Source organism: Clostridioides sp. ZZV15-6388 (assembly GCF_020657755.1).
In the GTDB taxonomy this organism is placed as follows: Bacteria; Bacillota; Clostridia; order Peptostreptococcales; family Peptostreptococcaceae; genus Clostridioides.
In genome coordinates, this window is sequence record NZ_JAGWCU010000004.1 from 98,576 (window position 1) to 120,386 (window position 21,811).

A 21,811-nucleotide genomic window follows, 5' to 3' on the forward strand; every position below is an offset into this window, starting at 1 on the left:
ATTTTCAAAGAATTATTTGGAAATTATAAGTAAATAATATTAAACAAAGTAGTTGAACACAACTAAAAATAGGAGGCAAAATATGAGCGTATATAATTTTAAACAAGTAGAATCGAAATGGCAAAAAATTTGGAAAGATAATAACCAATACAAAATGGATACAGCACAAACTGAAAAACCTAATTATTACACATTAGAAATGTTCCCTTATCCGTCTGGAAAGATACACATGGGACATGTTAGAAACTATTCTATAGGTGATGTTGTCGCAAGATTCAAAAAAATGGAAGGTTATAATGTACTTCATCCAATGGGATGGGATTCTTTTGGTTTGCCAGCTGAAAATGCAGCTATAAAACATGGAATACATCCACATAAATGGACAATGGAAAATATAGAAGAAATGAAAGAACAATTAAATTTATTAGGGCTTAGCTATGATTGGGATAAAGAAGTAGCAACTTCAACTCCAGAATACTATAGATTTACTCAAGAAATATTTTTGAAATTTTTAGAACATGGTCTTGCATATAAGAAAAAATCTTATGTTAACTGGTGTCCTTCTTGTGAGACTGTTCTTGCAAATGAACAAGTTGTTCAAGGAGCATGTGAAAGATGTAAATCAACAGTATTAAAGAAAGACTTAGAACAATGGTATTTTAAAACTACTGAATTTGCAGAAGAATTACTTAATGATTTAGATACATTAGATGGATGGCCAGAAAAAGTTAAAATAATGCAAAGAAACTGGATAGGAAAAAGTACAGGAGCAGATTTAGTATTTGATATAGATGGAACTGACAAATCTATGACAGTATTTACAACTAGACCAGATACAACTTATGGAGTTACTTATATGGTACTTGCTCCAGAACATGAACTAGTTAAAGAATTGGTTGCTGGTACTGAGTATGAAGCAGATGTTGAAGCTTTTGTTCAAAAAATGCATACTATGACAGAAATAGAGAGGACAGCAGCTGATGTAGAAAAAGAAGGTATGTTTATAGGTAGATATGTTATAAATCCTTTAAATGGAAAAAAAGTTCCTCTATGGATAGCAAACTATGTATTAGTTGAATATGGAACAGGTGCTATAATGGCAGTTCCTGCACATGATGAAAGAGATAGAGATTTTGCTGAAAAATATAATCTAGATATAATAGATGTAATAACAGAAGATAATAAAATGATAAATTCAGAAGAATTTGATGGATTAGATGCTTCAGAAGGATTTGAAGGAATAATAAATAAATTAGAAAAAGAAGGTAGAGGAAAGAGAACAATTAATTATAGATTAAGAGACTGGTTAGTTTCAAGACAAAGATATTGGGGTTGTCCTATACCTGTAGTTTATTGTGATGAATGTGGAATAGTTCCAGTTAAGAAAGAAGATTTACCAGTTCTTTTACCAACAGATGTTGAATTTACTGGAAAAGGAGAGTCTCCACTTACTACTTCAAAACAGTTTATGTCAGCAACTTGTCCTCACTGTGGAAAACCAGCTAGAAGAGAGGTTGACACTATGGATACATTTGTTGATTCCTCTTGGTATTTCTTAAGATATGTAGACAATAAAAATGAAGATGAACCATTTAGTAAAGACTTAGTTAACAGATGGCATCCGGTAGACCAATATATAGGTGGAGTAGAACATGCTATAATGCATTTACTTTATGCTAGATGGTTTGTAAAAGCATTTAAGAGTATGGGCATGGTAGACTTTGATGAACCATTTAAAAACTTACTTACTCAAGGTATGGTTCTTATGGACGGTTCTAAGATGAGTAAGTCTAAAGGCAATACAGTATCTCCTATGGATATAATTGATGAATATGGAGCAGATACTGCAAGACTTTTCGTATTATTTGCAGCACCACCAGAAAGAGATTTAGACTGGTCAGAACAAGGTGTGGATGGATGCTTTAGATTCTTAAATAGAGTATATAGATTAGTTGATGAGTTAGCAGATGTCTTCAAAAAAGATGTTGAGTTTGGCGAGTTAAGTTCTCAAGATAAAGATATGAGATATACTATACATTCTACACTTAAAAAAGTTACTGTAGATTTAAGTGAGAAATTTGGATTTAACACTGCTATATCAGCTCTTATGGAATTAATAAATGATATGTACAAATATAAGGAGCTAGATAATATAAATGAAGCAGTTATAAAAGAAGGTGTACAAACAATAGTAACTATAATTTCACCATTTGCACCTCATTTAGGTGAAGAATTATGGACTATGATAGGTCAAGAAGGAAGTGTCTTTGATATAGATTGGCCTAAATATGATGAAACAGCACTAGTAAAAGATGAAATAGAAGTTGTTGTACAAGTTAATGGAAAGGTCAGAGGAAAGTTAACTGTTAGCTCAAATATATCTAAAGAAGATATGGAAAAAGTGGCTTTAGAAGATGAAAAAATTAAAGCTCTAGTTGAAGATAAAACTATAGTTAAAGTTGTTGCAGTTCCTAAGAAATTAGTTAATATAGTTGTGAAATAAATAAAAAAATTGTGAAATAAATAAAAAAATAAAGCTATAAAATAAAATCCCCTTATTGCAATATAATTAAAAAATTGCAGTAGGGGGAAATTTTATTTTAAACTCTATGATATAATTTATTTTAAATTCTAAACGCAATAATATAATTAACAATAGATTCCTTTTTCAAAGAAGTCTTTGATTTCATCAATATTATTAGTCTTTCCAAGAGCTAAAATAAGTTTTATTCTAGCTTTTTGCCCTGGAAGGTCTCCACCAAATATACATCCTATATTTTTTAAATCTCTACCAGAACCAAAGTAACCATAACTATCAAATACTCTACCTGAATGGCATCTAGAAACTATAACAACAGGAAGCCCTTTTTCCCTTGCATATTCAACACCAGAAAGCATCTGAGGAGGAATATTACCTCTACCCATAGCCTCAATAACTATACCTTTATATCCACTATCAACAGCAAATCTTATAAAATCTGCATTTTCTCCAACATATGCTTTAAATAGTGCAACTTTAGATTCTACCTTATCAGTATCTATAATTGTTCTATTTACAATATCTCTTGTAAGGACAAGTTCGTTACAGTCGATTATTCCCAATGGACCACTAGTTAAAGATTTAAATGTATTTAAAGAAAGTGTATTTGTTTTAGTAGCTTCAGAAGCCAATAGTACTTCATTATTTAAAACTACAAGAACTCCTTTACCCATAGCATCTTTAGATACAGCAGTACAAACTGATGCAGATAAGTTGCTTGAACCATCATAACCAAGTTCAGAGCTACTTCTCATAGCACCTGTAACTATTACAGGCTTAATGTTGTCAATTGTAAGGTCTAGAAAATAAGCAGTTTCCTCTAAACTATCAGTACCATGTGTTATTACAACTCCTGTGATATCTTTTCTTGCTAATAAATCATTTACATAATTTTTTAATTCCATCATTCTATAAGGTGTTATGTGAGGTCCTGGAATTTCATCAAAATTAAAAACTTCAACATCTGCAACTTTATCAATGTTAGTGACCATGGATAATATTTGTTCCCCAGATAAAGTTGGTATAGCAGCACCTACTTTATCATCTACTGTCATAGATATAGTTCCACCAGTAAAAACTATGGCAACTTTTTTCTTAATACTCATAATATTCTCTGCCTTTCACAAATAAAATTTATAATTCCGATAGGATTATATCAAAAAAATTTATTCAGGTCTATATAAATTCTTTTATTCGCATAATTTAGATATTTCAGTGTACTAGAATTATTTCTTTGTTTTTTCCCATTCAGCAATATAACTATTCAATATCTCTCTTATGGCTTTCCCTATTTTAGTGTAGGCTTCATCATATAGATTTGCTAGAGATATTCTAATTGACCATTCAGGTCCGTAGAATCCATTTCCACTAAGTAAGACTACTGAATAATCATTAGCCAATCTATAAAGTATATCTACTGGAGATGCATTCTTACTTATAAATCTGAATAAATCTTCTCCATAGTTTATTTTAGCCCATTCTTCAATATCAAACTGAGTATAATATGCAGCATTATTTTTATTTTTATTAACTGGAAGCTCTAAAGCTTCAAACAATAGTTTTTGGCGTCTATGGCATATACTCATATTAAGTTTTTTGTAGGCATCAACTTTATCAATTAATGCAAATGCAGAGAAAAATGACATTTGAACTTGTTGTGGAGTTGAAAGACCAGCAGTATGATTGAGAGCAACAAGTCTACTATCAGCAACAACTCTTTCCATAAATGAAAGGCTAGAAGGGTTAAGACTCATATCACTGTAACGCTTATCTACTGATTTCTTTAATTCTCCAGTTAAATCATTTATTTTTTTATCAAAAACATTCTTTTTATGAAGAGCGAATGTACCAAGTCTCCATCCTGTAACTCCAAAATATTTTGAATAAGAGTAAACTCCAACAGTGTTATAAGGAAGTTTTGACATTAATGATGAAAAATCTTCTACAAAAGTCCCATATACATCATCTGATATTATCATTAAATCCTTATTATAATTTTCAATTACATCTATTAGATTATTACAAGATGTATCATCCATAGCTATAGATGCAGGGTTGTTAGGATTAACAACAAATAAAGCTTTAATAGAATTGTCACGAAGCTTTTCTAATTCTTTCTTAGTATACTGCCATGTATGAGCACCTTTTTCATCAACTGCATTGGCGTTTATGTTTACAACTTTAAAATCATATCGAGGAAGATTAGGTATCTCAAGATAAGGTGTAAATATAGGAGTCATTAAAGCTATTGTATCGCCCTTTTTTAGAAGTTCATTTGCCATTAATGAATCAAATATATAACACATAGCAGCTGTAGCACCTTCAACAGCGAATATTTCTACATCACCATATTTACCTGATATATCATATTTCATTTCTTGAACTAGATAATCATGTACTATTTTTTCCATATGAGGTAACATTCTATCTGGAAGTGGATAATTATCACCAATAATCCCATCGGCTAGTTCATGAACAAATTCATCACCATCAAATCCAAGTTCATTTATACCAAAATTTATAATATCTCTAGCTAAGTACGCTCCAGGCATATCTATATTTTCATTTATATATTTAAAGAATCTTTCCTTAATGCCCTTTTTTTGAGGCATACCAGCTAAATGACCTAAATCCCAATTAGAACGAGTTTCAGTAATCGCAAAATGACCAAAAGTGAAAAAAGCTTCTCTAGCAGTTGAACAAGTCCAATTTGGATTTCCACGACCTGCATCAAGCAATTCTCTATGATTTTCATTTGCAGTATGTTTCGCAATATCTATTAATTTGTCCTTAAATTCAAAAGGACTTATTTTTCCATATATGTTTTTGATTTCTTTATAAGTATTATTTTTCATGTTTAATTCCTCCTTATGTAATAAGTTTCACATTTTTATAATAAAATAAACAAGTTCCTAAAATGATTATACTTTAATTATAATAGGTTTATAGAAAAAGTAAAGTATAAAATTAAAATAATAACTCTATTTAGCTTTATAAAATGTATGTTAAAAGATAAAATACCTTTTAATAAAAAATGATTACTATGTAAAATAAAACTCTAATTTAACTTGCATTTTATTTTTTTTGTTTTATTTGTTGTAAAAGGTATAGTTTTATTATTATGAAAATGTATAAAATAAAACTTTCTTTTTGTTTAAAGTTGTTTATAAAAATATTTTAGGTTAGATTGGTAATATTAATGTTATTAAAGAGAATTAAAAAAAACAATTTTTAATTAAACAAAATAATATAAATATAAATTTTAGTAAAAATAATAAAGAATAAACTGTTATTTTGATAAAAAGGTAAAAATTATTTTAATATTATCATTTAGTGTAATGTAACTCAATTGAATATATGTGTTTATTGTATTCAATTGTTGTATTTTTAGTTTTTTTGTGATTAATTAAAAAATTATAAAAATCGTTTACATGTTGATTTTTAAAAAAAAAAGATATAGAATTATATAGAAAGTAATAAATAAAAATTGGATTTACGGGAGTGGAATAAAATGATAAATGTTACCTTAACAGATGTGAAAGAAGCTAGAGAGACCATTAAAGACATAGTTAAAAAAACTGATTTACTTGAAAGCGTTAAACTTAGCGAAAAAACAGGCGCAAAGGTTTTTTATAAATGTGAAAACCTTCAAAAAACAGGGTCTTTTAAATTAAGAGGAGCTTGTAATAAAATAGCAAGTTTAACAGACGAAGAAAAAGCAAGTGGAGTAATAGCTTCAAGTGCAGGGAATCATGCACAAGGTGTAGCATTAGGCGCAAAAATGACTGGTATAAAATCTACAATAGTAATGCCAGCAACTGCACCATTAGCAAAAGTTAGTGCAACTAAAGGTTATGGAGCAGAAGTAGTTTTAAATGGTGCAGTTTATGATGATGCATATGCAAAAGCTGTTGAAATACAAAAAGAAACAGGAGCAACTTTCTTACATCCATTCAATGATAAATATGTTATAGCAGGGCAAGGAACTATATCTCTTGAAATTTTCGAACAATTAAACCATAAGGTTGATACTATACTATGCCCAGTTGGTGGTGGGGGAATAATATCTGGTGTTGCTGTTGCAGCAAAGGCATTAAATCCTAATGTAAAAATAGTTGGTGTTCAAACTGCAAATATACCTTCAATGAAAGAGTCAATTAAAAACGGCAAAGTAACAACAGCATTTAATGATAGTACAATAGCTGATGGTATAGCTGTTAAAACTCCTGGAGACTTAACTTTTGAAATAATAAATGAATTAGTTGATGAAATAGTAGTAGTTGAAGAAACAGAAATAGCTGAATCAATATTATTTATGATGGAAAGTCAAAAAATAGTTTCAGAAGGTGCAGGGGCTGTGTGTACAGCTGCAATATTAAGTGGTAAATATGTACCAGCAAAAGACGAAAATGTAGTGTGTATAATATCTGGTGGGAATATAGATATAAATACATTATATAGAATAATAGGTGTTGCTCTAGCTAAAGAAGGAAGAAGATATTCATTTAGCACAATTATGGAAGATAAGCCAGGAAACTTTGCTGAATTAACTAGAATAATAAGTGAGAATGGTGGAAATATTTTAAGTGCTAATCAAGGTAAATTATCAGCAGGTGAAGCTCTAGGAAAACAAAGTGCGGAATTTATATTAGAAACAATAGATTATGACCATATAGCGAAAATAAAGAAAGCAATAGAAGAAAAAGGTTTTAAAATTATAGAATTATAATAAAAAGTGTATATAATATACAAGAAAAATAGTATAATAGTGTATGAAGATACATTTTATGTATAGTAGATTAACCAATTAGGAGGATTTTAATATGAAACATGAAGTATTGCATACTAATGATGCACCAGCAGCTTTAGGACCATATTCTCAAGCTATAAAAGCTGGAAACTTATTATTTGTATCTGGACAAGTTCCACTTGTACCAGAAACTATGGAAGTAGTTGAAGGAGATGTACAAGCTCAAACTGCTCAATCTCTAAAAAATCTTAAAGCAATATTAGCTGAAAGTGGAGCTGATTTTTCAAATGTAGTTAAAACTACAGTATTTATAAAAGATATGAATGAATTTGGTGCTATAAACGAAGTTTATGCTGAGTATTTTGGAGAAAATAAACCAGCAAGAGCTTGTGTAGAAGTTGCTAGATTACCAAAAGACGTTAAAGTTGAAATAGAAGTAATAGCTGTATTATAAGATTACAATATTTTTCAAACTGAAAAAAAGGGGCTGTCTCAAAATAGAGATAAGCCTTTTTTTCATTGTTGAAATGATGAAAATACATTTGATTTCATACAAAAAAGAGTGCCTCATAAACTAAAAAGTTCATTTTGAGACACCTCCTTTTTTTATATTAACTTCTAATAGTTTGTCGTTCTTTTATAAAACATATTGATATAACTAATCCAATAAATGCAAGTGTGGCCGCTATTGAAAATGCCACATCTATTCCATGAATATTAGACAGGATAGCTGAACTCATGTGAGCTTTTTTAGTAGCAGTTGTCATTATAGTAATAAGTATAGCAGAGCCTATAGCACCAGATATTTGACGAAGTGTACTATTAATTGCTGTAGCATGAGATATAAGTTCTCTATCTAGTGTTTTAATTCCCCATGTAGTTAATGGCATTAGAACCATTGAAATACCAATCATACGAATACAATACATTAGTGATACATGAATTAAAGATGTATCCTTGCCTAAAAACGCAAAAGATAAAGTTCCTAAAAATAAACATCCAGTTCCTAATATTGATAGAGCGTGAGGACCATATTTATCTAGATGACGTCCTGCGACTGGATTTAATGCAACCATTAGTATAGCACCAGGCATCATTAAAGAACCTGAAGCAAGTGCAGAGAATCCCCTTACAGATTGAATATATAGAGGTATCATTAATGTAGCAGACATCATTGAAGCATATACAATCATAATTAATAATGTAGAAATAAGAAATGGTTTATTTTTAAAAACTCTTAATTCTAAGAATGGTTCTTTAGATTTTAATTGACGCCATGTAAATAAAATTAATGATACAATTCCTAATATTATTGGTAAATATGTGGCACTATTAGTCCACCCATAATTACCTTGATTAGTAAACCCAATCAATAAACCACCAAAACCTAAAGAAGATAGTATTATTGAAGGTATATCCAGTTTTAGTTTTTGGGCTTCTCCAACATTCTTTAATAATATAAATGAAAGTATAACATCTAGTATAGCTATAGGTGAAAGAAGCAAAAATAAACTATGCCAACCAAATGAATCTACTAACCATCCAGATAAAGTTGGTCCTATTGCTGGAGCAAATCCCACTGTAATACCGACTAGACTCATAGCTGTACCACGTTTTTCTATAGGGCATAAATATAATATAATAACTTGTAAAAGTGGCATTAAAGAGCCAGAACCTACTGCTTGTAATACACGAGCAATCAACATAGTTGAAAAATCACGAGAGAAAAGCGCAATAATGCATCCTAAAGAAAAGATAGTCATTGATGTAATAAATAATTTTCGAGTACTAAATCTATTTATCAAGTAAGCTGTTGTAGGAATAATGATACCTGCAATAAGTAGATAAATTGTAGTTAACCACTGACCAACATCAGCAGTAATTTTAAAATCTGACATTATATTGGGAAGTGCAGTTGCCAGTAATGTTTGACTAAGAGAGCTTATAAAAGCGCCAGTCATTACGATTGCTATTATCAAATTTCCTTTTTTATTGTTTTTGCTATTACTTTGTATTTCCATAGTTTATAACGTCTCCTTTTTTAACTGATTTTTAATACTATTCAATAAAAGTACTTTTGGTCTCAAAATGTCTTCTTTTTCTAGATATGTAATCATTGCATCCATAATTAAAGAATCGTATAGTTGATTTTTTCCTTCTTCATATAATTTTTTTGATGCTTCTAGTAACTTAGGGTTTTCAATAAGAGAAGTGTTTGTTTTGATTAGCTCTTCTATATCCTGTATTGTTTTAAAAAATAATGATTTACTATAAAGAGAAGAGTAAGCTTCATCTTCTTGTTCATATAAAAACATTGATTTTTCAATTAAAGGATTTAGGTTATCAGCATTTTCTACAACTAAATCGAGTATTTGGATAGTAAATTCAGCAATAAAGTATACATTTATTTCTCTTTTTTGTATATGAATAATATATGTAAACTGGTGAATTAGAGCATCTAGTAAGAAAACTAAATCAAATAGAATGTTTTCTATTTTGTTGCCATAATTATCAAATAAACTCAACTTATATTCATTTAATAAATTAGCACGAGATTTTTTTTGTAACTTACTTGTCGTTTTACGTTGCACTTCAGAGAAATTTTCCCTCACATAAGTATTTATAGTAGTTCTAGAAAAAATATTTCCCCATACAGCTATTATTTTTCTTTTTAATTTTTCAGATGGATGGATATCTTTATTTTCATTAATAGAATGTATAATTTCTAAAAATTTTTCATCATAATAATTAATTATTTCACAGATAAAACTTTCTTTAGTTTCAAAATGTTTATAAAAAGTAGCTTTAGACATTTTACATTCTTTTACAATATCTAGTATTGAAGTATTTTGAAAACCTTTTTGGTCAAAGATTCTTTGAGCAATAGTTATAATAAGTTTTTGCTTGTCAGTCAATTGGCTATCTCCTTTCATATAAAAACGATAAGTACTAAGTAGTACTTTAAAGTTTCCATAAATACATTATACATCATTTGGAAAAAAAATCAATATCTGGACCTGTGATATAAAAAAATTGAAAAAAATATTGTTAGTTTTAGTAATATAAAGGAGAATTTAAGAGTTTCTTAAGAATTGTTTAAAGAATTTGCAATAAATTAATGATATGATTATACTATGAAGTAAAATGTCTTTAAATTTTTTAGGTATTAAATCTAAATTATGGGGGTGTAGTATATGAAAAAGAAAAGAGGTTTGATTATAGCTTTTGCATTTTTTCTAGTTTTCGCAAAAATGTTTATTAATATCTCTAGTGGAGAAAATAAAATTATGGCATATGAAATAAGTAAGTATAGAAAAGGTGTGAACGTTCTATCAATAAATAATATTGTAGTAGCAAACAAAAAGTATAGTTTACCTGAAGACTATTCTCCACAAGAAAGTAATGAAGCAAAAGATGCTTTTTATAAAATGAATAAAGATGCTCAAAAAGCAGGATTAAATCTAAAAGCCTTCAGTACATATAGAAGTTACAAATATCAAGAAAAATTATTTAACTCATATGCAGAAAAACATGGTGAGAAGGAAGCAAACAGATTTTCAGCTAAGCCAGGAGAAAGTGAACATCAAACTGGACTTGCATTTGATATTGGAGGAGACGACCAATCTTGTTGGGCAAATAAAAAATTTAATAATACAAAAGAAGCTAAGTGGCTGTATGAAAATGCATATAAGTATGGATTTATACTTAGATATCCAGAGGGAAAAGAAAATATAACAGGATACATGTATGAATCATGGCACTATAGATATGTTGGAACTGAACACAGTAAAAACTTTGCAATGAACAATCTAACACTAGAAGAATATTTGCATATAGATTAAGCCATAATTTGTTAAATTTAGGTTAAAATAAAAAATAAGCTAGACTATTAATTGTGTAAAGTGTTATAATGTAGATACAATTAAAGATAACTACTCGAAGGGGAGTAGCTTACACGAAAGTGGTAATTAATCGTCAGGACAGTAGAAATACTCGGTTAATTAGCAAGGAATTCCTTGATAGCAAGACCTTCAAAATAAGCATTAAGTATGTTTGTTTTGGGGGCTTTTTTTATTCAAGGAATTTTTTATTTGAAAAATTTCAAATTTCAAGTATACATAAGAGTCCCCAAACATAAAATAAATTTATTAAAGAGGAGGGCAACAAATGTCTTACAAAAGTACTTATCAAGAAATAATTAAAAATTTAGACTCAAGCTTAAATGGTTTGAGCAAAGAAAGAGCAGAAGAGCTATTAGAAAAAAATGGAACTAACGAATTAAAGGAAGCAGATAAGGTTCCTACGTATAAGCTTTTCTTAGAAAGTTTTAAAGACCCACTGGTAATAATTCTATTGATAGCTGCTTTAGTACAAATATTTTTAGGTGAAACTGTAGAGTCCATAATAATTTTTGCAGTTATTATTATCAACTCTGTTTTAGGTGTTGTACAAACAAAAAAAGCAGAAAGTTCATTAGAAAGTTTAAAAAATTTATCTGCACCAAATGCAAAGGTAATAAGAGACAATAAGAAAATGACAATTCCAGCAAAAAATTTAGTAGTTGGAGATATCGTATTTTTAGAAGCTGGTGATTACATACCAGCAGACGGAAGACTTATAGAAGCACAATCATTAAAGGTTGTAGAAGGGATGTTAACTGGTGAATCAGAACCAGTTCTAAAACATACAGAAAAAATAAACGAAGATGTAAGTCTAGGTGACCAAAAAAACATGGTATTTAGTGGTGCTGTAGTAGTTTATGGTAGAGGTTCATTTGTAGTAACTGGAACAGGTATGGAGACTGAAATGGGTAAAATAGCTGGTCTTTTAGAAACTGCCGAAAATAAGTTGACACCATTACAACAAAAAATAGAAGCTTTCAGTAAAAAGCTTGGTGTAGGTATTGTAGTACTTGCACTCTTAATATTTATAATTCAGGTAGCAAGAAATTACATGATGGCTGGGAATGGAGAAATGACACAAATTATTCTCGATTCATTCATGTTTTCTGTAGCTGTAGCAGTAGCAGCAATACCAGAAGCTTTATCATCAATAGTTACTATAGTACTGGCTGTTGGAACAAATAGTATGGCAAAGAAACAAGCTATAATAAGGAAATTACCAGCTGTCGAGACTTTAGGTTCAACAAGTGTTATATGTACTGATAAAACAGGTACTCTTACACAAAATAAAATGACAGTTGTGGACTGTTATATGTATGGAACTAACAATGATGAGCTTAATAAAGAAAATATAAATTATTCTTATCATGCTAAATTGTTGACTATGGTTTCTACATTATGTAATGATTCTCATATAACTAGTGATGGAAAAGAAGTTGGTGACCCAACAGAAGTTGCATTAATAAATTATTCAAGCAAAAACGATTTAGATTATGATAAATTAAGAAGTAAATATATTAGAATAAATGAAATACCATTTGATTCAGATAGAAAGCTTATGTCTACAGTAAATAGTATATATGGAGATTATATAATGTTTACAAAAGGTGCTCCAGATATTGTATTTAGTAGATGTAAATATGCTTTAAAAAATGGTTCAAAAGTAGACATAACAGATGAGATAATAGAAGAATACAAGAAGAAAAATGAAGAGTTTTCAAATAGAGCCCTTAGAGTATTAGCATTTGCAATAAAAGATGTCCCAGAAGAAGGTTTTACACCTTCAATTGATGATGAACATGATATGATATTGGTTGGTATAATGGCAATGATAGACCCACCAAGAGAAGAAGTAATGGATGCAGTAAAAGAAGCGAAGAGTGCTGGTATAAAAACCGTTATGATAACTGGAGACCACAAAACAACAGCAGCAGCAATTGCAAAAGAAATAGGTATAATGGAAGATGGAGATTTAGCACTTACAGGGAAAGAGTTAGATGCATTAAGTGAAGAAGAATTAAATAAAAAATTAGAAGATATAAGTGTATATGCCAGAGTTTCTCCAGAAAACAAAATTCGTATAGTAAAAGCATGGCAACATAAGAATAACATAACTGCTATGACTGGTGATGGTGTCAATGATGCACCAGCTTTAAAACAAGCAGATATAGGTATAGGTATGGGAAGTGGTACTGATGTAGCAAAAGATGCTTCTGCTATGGTATTAGTTGATGATAACTTTGCAAGTATAGTAAATGCTGTTGAAGTTGGTAGAACAGTATATAGCAATATAATAAAAGCAATAACTTATTTATTTGCAGGAAACTTGGGTGCCATAGTGGCTATCTTATTTGCAGTATTTGCAGGATGGTCAAATCCATTTACAGCTTTACAACTTTTATTTATAAACCTAGTAAATGACTCTTTACCAGCAATAGCATTAGGGTTTGAAAAATCAGAAAAAAATATAATGAATAAACCTCCTAGACATCCAGATGAAAGTATATTGGCAGGAGGAACATTAAAAGCAGTGGCTATAAGAGGGTGTATAATTGGTATAGTTACAATAATTGCACAATATATAGGGCTACAAGTATCACCAGAACTTGGTGTAGCGATGGCATTTTCAACTTTAATATTAGCGAGAATAATGCAAACATTGCCTGCACGTTCTAATAATCAGACAATAGTAAAACTAGGCTTTTTTAGTAATAAATATGTTATAGGAGCAGTTTTAATATGTTTTGGACTTTACTCTTTAACATTAATGCCAGTTTTGAGAGGAATATTCTCTATTCCAACAGTATTTGGTTTATATGAATTAGGAATTTGTTTAGGTTTAGCATTACTTTCATCAATATTGATGGAACTTAATAAATTAATGAATAGAAATACTGTAAAATAATTAAAAATACTAAAACTAAAGGGACATATTGATAAAATCAATATGTCCCTTATATATAGTTAGATTTATTCTAAGTTATCGATTATTTGGAATGCTTTTATAACTTCAGGAAGTTCTTTTTCTTCAGGCATTCTAAATCTTATAAAGTTTTTATCAAGTCCAGTAAAATCGCTACCAGATATAACTCTTATTTTTAATTTTGCAAATTCTTGTTGTAAATCTATATCTTTGTTTTTATGTTCAACTGTCATTATAGATACAGTATCACTAGTCTCAGCTATGTTAAGGTTTTTCCATGGAATCAATAGTTGATTTTTTATAGCTTTTGTTTTTTCTTTTAATTCTTCTATAAATTGAACATCGTCTAATAAATTAGCTGCAATACTACGAGAGATTTCAGATATTTCGTAAGGAGTAGAAATCTTTTTAATAGGATTAACAAGTTGTTCAGGAAGGACTGCATATCCTGCTCTTAGTCCTGCTAAACCAAAACCTTTTGAGAATGTTTTTAAAACAATTACATTGTCATAATCATTTAAAAGTTTTACAGCTGAATTTTCTTTTGGCATATATTCACCATAAGCCTCATCTACCATAACAGCTATATCATATTTTTCTGCCTCTTTTACTATATTTTCAATTGATGATAGAGGTATAATTTGTCCAGTAGGATTATTTGGATTATCTATGTAAATTACTTTATATTCTGAATTTATTTTTTCAATAAATTCTTTTTCATTAAATTTGAAGTTATTTTCTTTCTTTAAAAGAACATAGTCATAAGTAGCACCATGCATTTTTATGTCTGTTTCGTATTCTGAAAATTGAGGTGAACATCCTAAAACTTTATCTCCTTTTTCAATAAATAATCTATTTAAAAGATAAATAACATGTATAGAACCATCAGCTAGACAAATTCTATCAGTAGTTAGTGTTGTAAAGTCTTTCCAATAATCAACTATATTGTCTTTTAGACTAATTGAATGCGGGTATCCTCTTATCATATCAAATTCTAAAGCATTAAAAGCTTCCACAGCTTTATTTGAGAAAGATACTGTGTTTATACCTTCGCCACAATCTATCTCGAATACATTTTCGCAATGACCAGATTCTATGGCATAACTTTTTTTCAACTGCATTTCAATAGCTTTGTTAATTTTTAATTTCATAGTTTATCACTCCTTATTTAGTCAATAATAAATGTTAAAAAAGTTGCTAGATTTAAAATATTGTGAAAATACATAATAGTAAAAACGAATATAAATATTATAATAGCTCACTTTATTTAATATGATTATATATCATATATTGTAAAATTTCTAGCATTATAAGACTATAAATTGAAAATATTCAGAAAAATACTACAAGAAACGATTTATTTTGCTTTGATATGGAGGTATAGGAATGTTATTAATTTTATAAATTGGAATAGTTTAAGTGTAAAGTTATGATATAATTTAATAAGGGTAATTCTTTAAATTAGATTAAGGAAATATAAGTATACAATAAAATGTTATGGAGTTGGATGATGGGATATAAATTGATTGTAACAGATATGGATGGAACTTTATTGGGGAATAACCATAAAGTTACTGATGAAAATAAAACTGCACTACAAAAAGTTATTAAAAGTGGTATTAATGTAACTTTAGCAACAGGAAGAGCTTTCGATTCAGCTAAATGCAATGTAGATTTTCTTAAAGAAGATATGCCAATAATAGCTTGTAATGGTTCATTGATAAGGGAACAAAATGGAAATATAATATATTCAAATAAAATTGATACAAAAACATGTCTAGATATTTTAGATGTGCTAGACAAATACAATATTTACTATCAATGTAATAGTATAGATTCTATGCTTTCAAAAAAAATAGAAGGACGTGAAGATAGAATAAGTGTGTTTTTGGGTTCTGAAACAGAAGTCATTGTAAGAGATGATTTAAGAGAAGAGATTTCTAAAAATGACATATTAAAGTTTGTAATAATAGAAGAAAAAAATCCAGCTATTTTAGACGAAATAAGAAAAGAATTAAAAAAAGTTCAAGGCATAAAAATAACTTCTTCTTGGCCAAATAATATTGAAGTTATGAATATTGGTGTTGATAAAGGCAATGCGGTTAAAATTTTAGCTGAAAAAATGAACATAGATAGAGAAGATATAATTGCATTTGGAGATAATTACAATGATATAGAAATGATAAAATTTGCTGGTCTTGGTGTAGCTATGGGAAATGCAGAAGAATTGATTAAACAAGAGGCCGATTATGTGACAGACAGCAACCAAGAGAGTGGAGTTGCAAAAGCAATTTATAAGTTTTTTGAGTTAGAAGAGTCACTTAGTTCTTAAAAAGGGCATTTAAAGGAAAAAATAGGTTGACTATTTTATAGATAGTAATTATAATACAAATAGGTAAAATATAAAAATTTAGATTCAGTGAAGAAGAGAGTAGATATAAAGCAAGTCTCAGCGAGTTAGGGATGGTGTAAGCCTAATGATAATACTTTATATTGAAGAGAGCTTTGGAGAATATTACTTGAAATTCAGTATGGTAATAGGTAATCTCGCCTTAAGAGAATAGAGTGGGTAAACATTGTTTATCAACTAGAGTGGTAACACGGAATATTTCGTCTCTTGGTCTTTTTGACCAAGAGATTTTTTATTTTTAGCTAAAGTAAAAATATTACAATTAAAATATAAAAAATTAAAATATGAGGTGAAAAATATGAAATTATGGGGTGGACGCTTTAGAAAAGCTGAAAATCAACTTATGGAAGAATTTAATAAATCTTTTGGGTATGACTGTGTGCTGTACAAAAAAGATATTGAAGGAAGTATAGCACATGTCTATATGCAAGTAAAATGTGGGCTTTTAACAGATGAAGAGGGAAAAGCTATAACAGAAGGTCTAAATGGAATACTTGAAGATATTGAAAATGGAAAATTGGCATTAGATGGAGATTATGAAGATATACATAGTTTTACTGAGATAAACTTAATTCAAAGAATAGGTGATGTTGGGAAGAAACTTCATACAGCACGTAGTAGAAATGACCAAGTTGCAGTTGATATGAGATTATATGCGAAAGAAAAGGCAAGCGATTTAGTGGAGTTAATATCTGGATTTAAAGAAACTATAAAAGATGTTGCTGATAAAAATTCAGTAATGATGCCAGGATATACTCATCTTCAAAGAGCACAAGTGGTAACTTTTAAACATCACCTGATGGCATATTATAGTATGTTTGATAGAGATGAAAAAAGAATAAAAAATGCTATAGAGATATTGGACGAGTCACCTTTAGGTTGTGGAGCTTTGGCAGGAACTACACATGATATAGATAGAAATATAACTTGTGAGCAATTAGGGTTTAAAAAAGTTGTAGATAATTTTATGGATGGTGTAAGTGATAGAGACTATTTATTAGAACTAATGAGTGATTTTTCAATTATAATGATGCATTTAAGTAGACTTAGTGAAGAATTGATACTTTGGAGTTCACAAGAATTTGGGTTTGTTGAAATAGATGATTTATATACTACTGGAAGCAGTATAATGCCTCAAAAGAAAAATCCTGATGGTGCAGAACTTATAAGAGGTAAGACTGGTAGAGTATATGGAAATTTATTTGGTCTTTTTACAGTGATGAAAGGTATACCACTAGCTTATAATAAAGATATGCAAGAAGATAAGGAAGGATTCTTTGATAGTGTACACACTCTTGAAATGTGTATACAAATAATGGAAAGAATGATAGCTACATTAAAGGTAAATGAAGATAAAATGAAACAAGCAGTTAAAAATGGTTTTTTAAATGCCACAGAAGTTGCTGACTATCTAGTTAAAAATAATGTTGCCTTTAGAGATGCACATGGAATAGTTGGAAGTATTGTGATATATTGTGAAGACAATAAAAAAGCAATAGAAGATTTAACACTAGAAGAATTACATAAGTTTTCAGCTGTATTTAAGGAAGATATTTATGACTTTATCGATTATGAAAGTATATTAAACAAAGGAATAAAAAAGAATTTAAAATAATAGTAATAGATTAAGTTTTTAAAAGCTGTGAATTTGATGAGTGATATCATCAAATTTCACAGCTTTTTATTATATAAAACATTATTTATAATGCAATATCAATAACTTTTTAGTGTCAATAAATTTAAATTTATTAACACTGAAAAGTTACTAAAAATAAAACCTTCTATTATTAAAATGATAATTAATATCAATAAGTGTTGACAAATTTATTTCTAGATATTATTATATATAATATAAATAATAATGAAAATCAATATCAAATAAGGCGGGAGGCAGTCTAATGAACTTATTAGTGATTGGTGGCCATGAAAGAATGGAAAAAGATTATATGGTTATGGCCAAGAAAAAAGGTTATAAAACAAAAGTATACACTACTATGTCATCTAAATTAAATAACTCTATAGGAAAACCTGATGCCGTTGTTATACTTACATCAACAGTTTCACATAAGATGTCTAGAACAGTTGAGTCTCAGGCTAAAAAACAAGATATATTAATCGTAAGACATAAAAATAGTAGTAAAGTAGCATTTAATGAATGTCTAGATATGGTTGATGAATGTCTAGGAAACTGTTCAAAATGTAAACTTAATGATAAGCAAAAACAGAAAAATACATAAATATATAATTTAATAAGTTTGAGAATACATACTCAATATAAATTGAGTGTGTAAAATAAAGTGTGTATTCTTCCAAAAAGTTGTGATAATTAAAATATCACAATATAGAAGGAAGGAGCACATTTTTAATTTTTAACAAAACTAAAATGTTAAAGAGATTATGGAAGAATATGATAAAAATATTATTTTAATTATTTTTAAGTTAAGTACATTTTTAGTAAAATAAGAAAATATAAATAAAAACACATTTACTTAATTTTTGTAGAATTAATTGTCAATTTTTTATTTAAATGGTAGAATATTCATGGATGGTATCTTGTTATAAGAACTATACTTTAAATGTTTTTAATTATTTTGTCTTATATAACTCATATCTTCATGAATGAGATTGGAAATTAAGATGTTGTATCACAAGTTGGAGGTGATACTATTAAAATAGGATTTATTGGTTCTGGAAAAGTTGGTACATCTTTAGCAAATTATTTTTTGTCAAAAGATTATTGTGTAACAGGCTTTTATGGAAGAAATCAATTATCTTTATTAGAATCAACAGATTTAACAAAAACAAAGATTTATAGTAACTTGAAAGACATTATTTATGAAAATGATATATTATTTATTACAACATCAGATGATTCTATTGAAATCATAGACAAAAAACTTTCCAAATTTAATTTAAAACATAAATACATTTGCCACACAAGTGGTTCTTTAAAATCTAGTATATTGTTCTGTTCAAAAAAAGCAGGTGCATTAATTTATTCTGTCCATCCTATATTTGCATTTTCCAATAAAAATACTGATATTAAAAAAATGAAAGACATTTGTTTTTCCATAGAAGGTGATAATGAAAAAGATGATTTATTTATTCAAAATTTTATAAATAGCTTAGGAAATCAGTTTTTTATAAGAGATAAAAATACTTCATCCACTTATCATGTAGCTAATGTTTTAGTTTCAAATTTAGTGTTATCTTTACTAGATGTAGGAGTAAGTTACTTTATTAAATTGGGTTTATCTGAAGAAGAAGCTTTAAAAGCTATAAATCCTTTGGTCAAAATAAATATAGAAAACATACTTGATAATGGATTTACTAAATCCCTTACTGGACCTGTTGTTCGTGGGGATATAACACCAATAAAAAAACATTTATCAGCATTAGATAAAAAAGATGAAGATATTTACAAAATACTCTCCTTAAATCTACTAAAAATAATTGCCTTGGAAAATGAAGATTCATTAAAATGTACAAAAAATATTTCTATAGAAAATGCAGTCGAAAATTTAATAAGTAAATCTGAAAAATACAAAGAGATTTACAAAATTTTAGGAGGAAAAAACAATGAAAAATACTATACTGACTTTTAAAAATGCTAAAAGTGAAGGAAGGAAGCTGTCTATGCTTACAGCTTATGATTACTCAATGGCAAAAATAATGGATGAATGTAACATAAATGGTATTTTAATAGGAGATTCATTAGGAATGGTAGTAAAAGGTGAAGAAAACACTCTATCTGTTACTATAGATGAAATTATATATCACACAAAAGCTGTAAAAAATGGTGCAAAAAATGCCTTAATCGTAAGTGATATGCCATTTCTATCTTACCATGTTTCTATAGAAGATGCTGTTAAAAATGCTGGCAGACTTGTAAAAGAAGGTGGGGCACATGCTGTAAAATTAGAGGGTGGCTCAAACGTTATAGAACAAATAAAAAACATTGTAAATGCTCAAATACCTGTAATGGGCCATTTAGGACTAACACCTCAATCTGTAAATTCATTTGGTGGATTTAAGGTTCAAGGAAATACTAGTGAAACAGCAAAACAACTTATTGAAGATGCTAAATTAATAGAAAAAGCAGGAGCCTTTTCTATTGTCCTTGAAGGAGTTCCTGCTAAAATAGCTGAGATGGTGACTAATTCTATTTCAATTCCTACAATAGGGATAGGAGCAGGAATTAATTGTGATGGTCAAATTTTAGTTTATCAAGATATGTTGGGGATGTTTGGAGATTTTGTACCTAAATTTGTAAAGCAATACGCAAATATAGGAGATATAATGAAAGATTCAATTAAAAATTACATACTAGAAGTTGAAACTGGTGCATTTCCACAAGAAAAGCATAGCTTTTCAATAAATGAATCTGAATTAGAAAAATTATACTAAGATTAAGGATGGTACAAAATGCTTATAAAAGAAATAAAATCACTAAGGAATATAGTTAAAGATTGGAAAAAAGCTGGCTATTCTATAGGCCTTGTTCCTACTATGGGATTTTTACATGAAGGACATCAAAGCCTTATCAAAAAAGCTGTAAAAGAAAATGATAAGGTAGTAGTAAGTGTATTTGTAAATCCAACTCAGTTTGGACCAAACGAAGATTTTAACAGCTATCCGAGAGATATAGAAAAAGATTTTAAATACTGTATAGATAGTGGTGCATCAGTAGTCTTTAATCCATCATCAGAAGAAATGTATTTGAAAGGCCATTGTACTACCATAAATGTGTCTGGACTTACAGATTTTCTTTGTGGTTCTAAAAGACCTGTTCATTTTGGTGGTGTCTGTCTAGTTGTTTCAAAACTTCTGAATATAGTAACTCCTGATAAAGCTTATTTTGGAGAGAAAGATGCTCAACAACTAGCAGTAATTAAAAGGATGGTTAAAGATTTGAATATAGACACAAAAATAATAGGTTGCCCTATAGTTCGTGAAAATGATGGTTTAGCAAAAAGCTCAAGAAATACATATCTTTCAAAAGAAGAAAGAAAAACTGCTTTAGTTTTAAATGAAAGTTTAAGCTTAGCAAAAAAAGAACTGGCAAAAGGAAATCTAGATGTAAAAAAAATAAAAGAATTAATAACATCTAAAATAAATTCTGAAGATTCAACAAAAATAGATTATGTTGAAATTGTAGATAGTGAGACATTACAACCTGTTGAACATATAGAAAATTCTGTACTTGTAGCAAGTGCTGTTTTCATAGGAAAAACTAGATTAATTGATAACTTTACATTTCAATTTGATATATAGGCTGTTATTTTAT

16 protein-coding genes and 1 other annotated feature are annotated in these 21,811 nt (G+C 28.8%); of the genes, 11 read left to right on the forward strand and 5 right to left on the reverse strand.

Features of this window, described 5'->3' with window-relative positions; translation table 11 throughout:
- Positions 1–82: 82 nt before the first annotated feature.
- On the forward strand, positions 83–2,503 hold the full coding sequence (gene leuS, locus KGF48_RS04140; protein WP_227828160.1) for a leucine--tRNA ligase: 2,421 nt from the start codon (positions 83–85) through the stop codon (positions 2,501–2,503).
- 146 nt (positions 2,504–2,649) lie between these two features.
- Here the strand turns inward: leuS and KGF48_RS04145 are convergent, their stop codons facing one another.
- Positions 2,650–3,645: an asparaginase gene (locus KGF48_RS04145; protein WP_227828161.1), complete on the reverse strand. Its 996-nt coding sequence runs from the start codon at positions 3,643–3,645 to the stop codon at positions 2,650–2,652.
- Positions 3,646–3,765: 120 nt separating this feature from the next.
- A complete protein-coding gene (gene aspD, locus KGF48_RS04150) occupies positions 3,766–5,394 on the reverse strand; it encodes an aspartate 4-decarboxylase (RefSeq protein ID WP_227841080.1) in 1,629 nt (542 codons plus the stop codon).
- Between the two features lie 656 nt (positions 5,395–6,050).
- Here aspD and ilvA point away from each other — a divergent pair.
- Both ilvA and KGF48_RS04160 read left to right on the forward strand, forming a co-directional pair.
- On the forward strand, positions 6,051–7,268 hold the full coding sequence (gene ilvA / locus KGF48_RS04155) for a threonine ammonia-lyase (protein ID WP_227867763.1): 1,218 nt from the start codon (positions 6,051–6,053) through the stop codon (positions 7,266–7,268).
- 94 nt (positions 7,269–7,362) lie between these two features.
- Entirely contained in the window at positions 7,363–7,743 is a 381-nt protein-coding gene (locus tag KGF48_RS04160) for a RidA family protein (protein WP_227432527.1), read from the forward strand.
- A gap of 157 nt (positions 7,744–7,900) precedes the next feature.
- On the opposite strand, the gene KGF48_RS04165 is transcribed toward KGF48_RS04160, so the two are convergent.
- Both KGF48_RS04165 and KGF48_RS04170 read right to left on the reverse strand, forming a co-directional pair.
- Positions 7,901–9,310 (reverse strand): MDR family MFS transporter, encoded by a 1,410-nt coding sequence (locus tag KGF48_RS04165; protein WP_227828164.1) that lies wholly within the window; start codon positions 9,308–9,310, stop codon positions 7,901–7,903.
- A 3-nt stretch (positions 9,311–9,313) separates the two neighbouring features.
- Entirely contained in the window at positions 9,314–10,204 is an 891-nt protein-coding gene (locus tag KGF48_RS04170; protein WP_227841078.1) for a TetR/AcrR family transcriptional regulator, read from the reverse strand.
- Positions 10,205–10,483: 279 nt separating this feature from the next.
- Between KGF48_RS04170 and KGF48_RS04175 the strand changes: the two genes are divergently transcribed.
- Both KGF48_RS04175 and KGF48_RS04180 read left to right on the forward strand, forming a co-directional pair.
- On the forward strand, positions 10,484–11,131 hold the full coding sequence (locus KGF48_RS04175; RefSeq protein WP_227856284.1) for a M15 family metallopeptidase: 648 nt from the start codon (positions 10,484–10,486) through the stop codon (positions 11,129–11,131).
- Between the two features lie 325 nt (positions 11,132–11,456).
- Positions 11,457–14,096 (forward strand): cation-translocating P-type ATPase, encoded by a 2,640-nt coding sequence (locus KGF48_RS04180; RefSeq protein ID WP_227867764.1) that lies wholly within the window; start codon positions 11,457–11,459, stop codon positions 14,094–14,096.
- A 65-nt stretch (positions 14,097–14,161) separates the two neighbouring features.
- Here KGF48_RS04180 and KGF48_RS04185 read toward each other — a convergent pair whose 3' ends face one another.
- On the reverse strand, positions 14,162–15,265 hold the full coding sequence (locus KGF48_RS04185) for a pyridoxal phosphate-dependent aminotransferase (protein ID WP_227867765.1): 1,104 nt from the start codon (positions 15,263–15,265) through the stop codon (positions 14,162–14,164).
- Between the two features lie 359 nt (positions 15,266–15,624).
- Here KGF48_RS04185 and KGF48_RS04190 point away from each other — a divergent pair, with 359 nt between their 5' ends.
- From KGF48_RS04190 to panC, 6 genes are all read left to right on the forward strand, one after another.
- Complete coding sequence (locus KGF48_RS04190) at positions 15,625–16,446, forward strand: Cof-type HAD-IIB family hydrolase (RefSeq protein ID WP_227828169.1); 822 nt, start codon at positions 15,625–15,627, stop codon at positions 16,444–16,446.
- A 78-nt stretch (positions 16,447–16,524) separates the two neighbouring features.
- Positions 16,525–16,735: a binding site (T-box leader), on the forward strand.
- 87 nt (positions 16,736–16,822) lie between these two features.
- Positions 16,823–18,139, forward strand: coding sequence for an argininosuccinate lyase (argH, locus tag KGF48_RS04195; protein ID WP_227828170.1), 1,317 nt, complete (start codon positions 16,823–16,825; stop codon positions 18,137–18,139).
- 283 nt (positions 18,140–18,422) lie between these two features.
- Positions 18,423–18,761, forward strand: coding sequence for a DUF2325 domain-containing protein (locus KGF48_RS04200; protein ID WP_021385441.1), 339 nt, complete (start codon positions 18,423–18,425; stop codon positions 18,759–18,761).
- Positions 18,762–19,190: 429 nt separating this feature from the next.
- Positions 19,191–20,129 (forward strand): DUF2520 domain-containing protein, encoded by a 939-nt coding sequence (locus tag KGF48_RS04205; RefSeq protein ID WP_227850128.1) that lies wholly within the window; start codon positions 19,191–19,193, stop codon positions 20,127–20,129.
- Positions 20,104–20,931, forward strand: a complete 828-nt coding sequence (panB, locus tag KGF48_RS04210; protein ID WP_227828171.1) for a 3-methyl-2-oxobutanoate hydroxymethyltransferase — start codon at positions 20,104–20,106, stop codon at positions 20,929–20,931. Before KGF48_RS04205 ends, panB begins: the two co-directional genes overlap by 26 nt.
- An 18-nt stretch (positions 20,932–20,949) precedes the next feature.
- Positions 20,950–21,798, forward strand: coding sequence for a pantoate--beta-alanine ligase (gene panC, locus KGF48_RS04215; protein ID WP_227828172.1), 849 nt, complete (start codon positions 20,950–20,952; stop codon positions 21,796–21,798).
- Positions 21,799–21,811: the final 13 nt, after the last annotated feature.